A 2,537-nucleotide genomic window follows, 5' to 3' on the forward strand; every position below is an offset into this window, starting at 1 on the left:
GAGGTGCGACATGAGGTCGCACGTAGTGAGTGAGTACGTTGATTGGAGGTCGGGTTTGATGCCCGAGACGTAGCTCCCGGTCAGTATCCGAGACCGGTTCCCGCCCTGACGTGCGTGGCGAGTAATTGCCGGGTGCGAAGCTCAGGGAAAAGCCCAAGGGCATCCATTCCGACTGGGTGTTACAGGTGAGGGAAAGGCCGAAAGGGTGAATATGGTGAACCCTCGTTGATGCCTCGTAACGGCAACTCTCCGGGTCGGATTAGCAGTGCCGGGGAGACAAAGGAGCTGGCCGCTGGAAGTCGGCAGACGGCGACCGAGGACTCTTCGACGGTCGTGTGGATACCGTCGCTCCCGGGGTTAAGAGGGCACCCGACCCGGCCGTGTCTCACGCGTGTGGAACGTGGAAACCCCGTTACGGTCCGCAGTTTTTCTGCGGTAGGCCGACCGCGAGGAGAGCTGAATTCCGTGCGGGAACAGGACGCCCAAGAAGCGAACGCCGGTAGCTGAAAGGCAGCAGGAAGTCGGCGGCGCGACAACCGGTCCCTCCGACCGGTCGCTGTCGTATAACTGGCCGGATACCGGGCCTGGTGCCCGGCTGCGCAAGCAGGCTGACGTGAGGCGGGTGAGCCTTTGACGAGAAAGCGCCGGAACCACCCGAACCGAAGGACAAGTTAGACGCGATGACGGCTTTTGCTTTCGATGTTGCGATGGCGGCCCTCGGAGTGAACGGACCGGAGGACGACACTCCGCAATGGGACGACGTCGCCTGGCGGCGCCATGAGGAGAACGTACGGCGGCTACGGGGCAGGATCTTCAAGGCGACGACGGAAGGTGACTGGCCCAAAGTCAGGAACCTGCAGAAAATGATGCTGCGGAGCTGGTCAAACACGCTGACAAGCGTGCGCCAAGTCACGCAGCGCAACGCTGGCCGAACGACGGCGGGCATTGACGGGAAGGTCGCGTTGACCGGCCCGACACGGATGAACCTGGCAATGCAGACCCATCGCACCGCCCAGTCATTCACCCCATTCGCCGTCAAAAGAGTGTATATACCGAAAGCCAATGGGAAACAGCGCCCGCTCGGTATTCCCGTCATCTCGGATCGCGTCCACCAGGCGCGGCACCGTAACGCGCTGGAGCCCGAGTGGGAGGCCCGGTTCGAACCCAAGAGTTACGGGTTCAGGCCGGGCCGTAGCTGCCAGGACGCGATCTCGGTCATCCACCGGACCTCGTGCGGCGCGACCGCGCAACGGTTGTGGGTGCTGGACGCGGACCTCACCGCGGCATTCGACCGGATCGACCACGACCATCTCCTCACCACCATCGGGGCATTCCCCGGCCGGACGAAAATCCGGGAATGGTTGAAGGCGGGCGTGTTCGAACCCGGCAAAGGATTCGCCCCGACCGACGCGGGAACCCCGCAAGGCGGTGTGATCAGTCCATTATTACTGAATGTCGCATTGCATGGGCTGGAAGAGGCGGCAGGAGTCCGACACGAACGCAGCGATCCGCAGCGGACCAAACGTGGCTCCCCCTCGCTGATCAGATACGCCGACGACATGGTCGCCCTCTGCTACACCAAGCAACAGGCCGAACAGGTCAAAGCGCAGCTCGCCGCCTGGCTGGCACCGAGAGGGCTGACCTTCAACGAGGACAAGACGCGCATCGTCCACCTCGACGACGGGTTCGACTTCCTCGGATTCACCGCCCGCCGGCGCAACGGCAAGCTGATCATCAAACCCAGCAAGGCCGCCGTCAATCGAGTCAGGCATCGCCTCGCCGTCGAGTTCCGTGCCCTGCGGGGCACGAACCCGGCAGCAGTCCTCGCGAAGATCAACCCGATCGTGCGGGGATGGGCGAACTACTACCAGGGGGTGGCATCGTCCATCGTGTTCGCCGCGCTGGACGTGCACCTGTGGCGGCTGGCCTACAAGTGGGCCTGCCACCACCATCCCCACAAGCCGAAACGCTGGATCATCAACCGGTACTTCGGCCGGTACAACCCGGCCAGGCAGGACCGCTGGGTGTTCGGCGACCGCACCAGCGGCGCCTACCTACCCAAGTTCGCCTGGACGAAAATCGTCCGGCACGGCTTGGTACGCGGGGACGCGTCCCCGGACAACCCCGCCCAAGCCGACTACTGGGCCAACCGGCGCGCCAAGAGCAAACCACCGCTCGACCGCAGAACTATGCACCTGCTACGCAGGCAGCACGGGTCCTGCCCGATCTGCGGGCAACTGCTCCTGCACGCCGACCGCGAGCCACAAAGCCCACACGAATGGGAACAGTGGCACCGCACCACCCGCAGGGCGATCACCAGGCAAATCCTGGTCGTCCACGGGCCTGGCCTACCGGACGAAACCCGACTCGTTCACTCCTCCTGCCACCGCCGCACCACCGGCACACGGCAGGAACCAGCACCCCTGTACTCCTGAAATCGCCCGAGTGGCTTGCTTGAGCCGTGTGCCGCGACGAGTTGCACGCACGGTTCTGAGGGGGCGGCGGCGCAGCAATGCGCCGTCGCTACCCGACTGCGT

Annotated in this window: 1 protein-coding gene; it reads left to right on the forward strand. The window is 64.3% G+C overall.

Annotated elements, in window-relative coordinates:
* Positions 1 to 680: 680 nt before the first annotated feature.
* Entirely contained in the window at positions 681 to 2,435 is a 1,755-nt protein-coding gene (gene ltrA, locus IH26_RS0152245) for a group II intron reverse transcriptase/maturase (RefSeq protein ID WP_030443770.1), read from the forward strand.
* Positions 2,436 to 2,537 lie beyond the last annotated feature (102 nt).

The sequence above is a fragment of the Actinoplanes subtropicus genome, from assembly GCF_000721705.1.
Classification (GTDB): domain Bacteria; phylum Actinomycetota; class Actinomycetes; order Mycobacteriales; family Micromonosporaceae; genus Actinoplanes; species Actinoplanes subtropicus.

What these genes read in the sequence shown, in the direction of transcription:
- ltrA (WP_030443770.1), top strand. Translation starts at nt 681, where the DNA reads ATGACGGCTTTTGCTTTCGATGTTGCGATGGCGGCCCTCGGAGTGAAC.